The sequence below is a fragment of the Algibacter pacificus genome, assembly GCF_008033385.1.
Taxonomy (GTDB): domain Bacteria; phylum Bacteroidota; class Bacteroidia; order Flavobacteriales; family Flavobacteriaceae; genus Algibacter; species Algibacter pacificus.
The window spans coordinates 1-2,865 of record NZ_VOGY01000033.1; the positions used below are offsets into that span (position 1 = coordinate 1).

The 2,865-nt window shown below is 29.3% G+C and carries 2 protein-coding genes; both read left to right on the forward strand.

Annotated elements, in window-relative coordinates; genetic code table 11:
• Nucleotides 1-289 precede the first annotated feature (289 nt).
• Nucleotides 290-2,128, forward strand: coding sequence for a hypothetical protein (locus FQU21_RS17180; protein ID WP_147679245.1), 1,839 nt, complete (start codon nucleotides 290-292; stop codon nucleotides 2,126-2,128).
• Between the two features lie 11 nt (nucleotides 2,129-2,139).
• Entirely contained in the window at nucleotides 2,140-2,631 is a 492-nt protein-coding gene (locus FQU21_RS17185) for a hypothetical protein (protein ID WP_147679247.1), read from the forward strand.
• Nucleotides 2,632-2,865 lie beyond the last annotated feature (234 nt).

Here is a 2,865-nt window from a genome sequence, read left to right on the forward strand (position 1 = left end):
ATTGAATAGCTTCTCTTGATATGTCTTTTTTCCCTGCATATATAAAGATAAGAAATTTGACTTTTTTATACAATTTTATTGTAGCATTTTTCTTACCTTGTGCAACAAGCACACCGTATATATTTTATTGCTAGTTCTAGCCTACTTACGAAAATCCTCGCGGATTTTCTATTCGGTTTTTATTTGCTAAATTAGGTGCTTAAACCACGCAACAAACCATATACAAGACCGTTGTAGGCAATATCGCCATCACATGAACATTATTAACTAACATTAAACAGCGGTACACATGAAAAAACAAAAGTTAAAAAATTTACTAAAAATTGGAGTCTTAATCATTGGAATTTCTACTCTCTTGTGGAACTGTCAAAAAGACGATGAGAATCAAAACAACAATTCTGATCTAAATCCAAACAAATCTGTTAGCTCAACGTCTTTAAATGAAATTTTAAGCAAAAACTCACTTTCAAAAGAAAGTTTTGGTTTAAAATCTAAAAACCAATCAGCTAACTTAAAAAATACAACTAACGAGCCTTCCTTTAAACTAACTAGCAATAAAGGTATAAAATACCTAGAAAACGGGAACACCTATCATATGTTTCTTATGAAAAGAACAGACAAGATAGACCGTTACTATTATAATCTTGTCTTGCATGAGGATAATGGCACATTAGAAAAATACATTTACAAATATCCTCTAGACAAATCTGAAAGTGTTATAATATCCAAAATAGGAAGTAACAGTTTACATAAAGAAGCTAAATATACATTCGAAATTGTTGTAACTAATGGTAACTGCAAAACCACTCGTTACTATAATGCCATTCCCTGTCCTTGTGTAGGTCATGTAATACGAAACTTTTGTGATTGTCCCATATTACCAATATGGGAATACTCTCACTCAACAACTACTTGTACTAACCCTACTCCTATTAACCCCGATATTGAAGAGCCAGATAGTAATGATAATAATGACCCTGATATTGATATCAATAATGGAGTTATATTTCCTGAACCAGATTGTTGTTACATAAATAATGATGGAATATTAGAATGTGAACCTATTAATCTTACAGATACAGAAGTGGAAATGCCACCATTACCTTCCATTGAACCTGATGACGAATATTTTAGTGTGATCGAGCAGCTTGATTTAACCGACCTTCAAAGAGATTGGTTAGAGAAGTTAGAAAACATAAAATTTAAAACCCAAATTGAAAATTTCTTAGAAATAGACTCAAACAACTACACCTTTAATGAAGCGAGTAGCTTTGCGCAACAAACAATTATTGCTTGGATGGTAAATAGAAATATAAAGATTAACTTAGAGGAAAGTTTCAATTCTCCTTTTAATGTAGATTTAGAACTAGTGAGACCAACAGTTCTTAATCCTGAACCCAAAAAAGTTAGATTTATGTGTATTTACAATAAACTTATAAAATCTCCAAAATTTAAAAAATTATTTATTGACACATTTGGAGAAAGCGAAAATTTACATGTGAAATTTAAATTGGTTGATAACATTCCTCCAATTCCTCCATCAATGATAAATCCTAACGGTATTACTAAAACTCGCTTATCAGTAAATCCTACAACTGGTGTAATTACTGGTTATGATGCTGTAATCGAAATAAATAAAAGTAATATGGGTGTTAGCTCTATATCTTTAGCTAAAACAATTCTTCACGAATCAATCCATGCATATTTAACAGTAAAACAATACGGTTGTAACCAAGGAACACCTCTTGAGGGTTTTGATGATGTTGAATTAAGCGAACTACTAAATATGTATTTTTCAACAGCTTGTCCTGCTCAATCCGACCATGAATTTATGTTTGACTATTTACTCCCTACCATGTCCGAAATTTTAGCAGATATTAAAGATGATTTAATTCCAATTGCTCATCAAGAAAGTGCTGAATCTGAAACATTTATTGATGAAAGCAATCCTACTGGACCTGAAATTCCGTGGAGTTGGAATCAATTTTATAAATATTTAAGTATGTCTGGTTTGCAAAACTCAAATGCTTTTATAAATAGTATTTTAAATACTTCAAGTAAGTTTTCTAATTACGAACATTACAAACGAACTGGAATTGAAGGGTTTAGCAAAGAATGTAATGATTAAAAAAACAAAACATGAAAAAAATATTCATATTAAGCTTAATCTTGTTTTTAACAAACATTTGTATATCTCAAAACTTAAAAAAAATCAAACAAAGTGAAGTATTATTTATACTTCATAATGGAACAAATTGCTCTTATCAAACTAAACGAATTATGCAAAAATACGAGGACAAAAGAACAAGCTCTTTTTACAATTTCTTCTTTACAGAAGAAAACCATTATTCTTTGCAAAACGAAAAAATGACTTTCATTTACAGCCAATATTATGATTTCGATGAAGAATACAAAAATAATCCTGTACCTTATTTTAAGGTAAATAAGAGTTTTTTAAAAAAAAATAAAGATATTATTGTAACTGGAGAATTTATACAAAAAATCGGTTATATTGAATCTGTTAAGTTAATTAATAATGCAAAAACCATCTTTTTAATTGATAAATCTGAAATTCAAAAAAAAGAAATTATTATTAAAGAAGTTAGATATTTTTATGTTATGGAAGAATAAATACTGCCTACAACACGGTATATAAAAAATAGCCGTTAAGTACAAATATCTAAGTTTGCGCTTTTCTGTTATTTTTGTTTTAAACTAAAAATTGGCACATATAATCTGCTACTTTTCATATACCAAAACGTTACCTGCAATTTTGACCCGTCCTGAAATAAGGCTACATAATTTTAAACATTATGTATAGAAATGACAAAGTAATTAGACGGTATTCAGAACCTTTTAAACTGA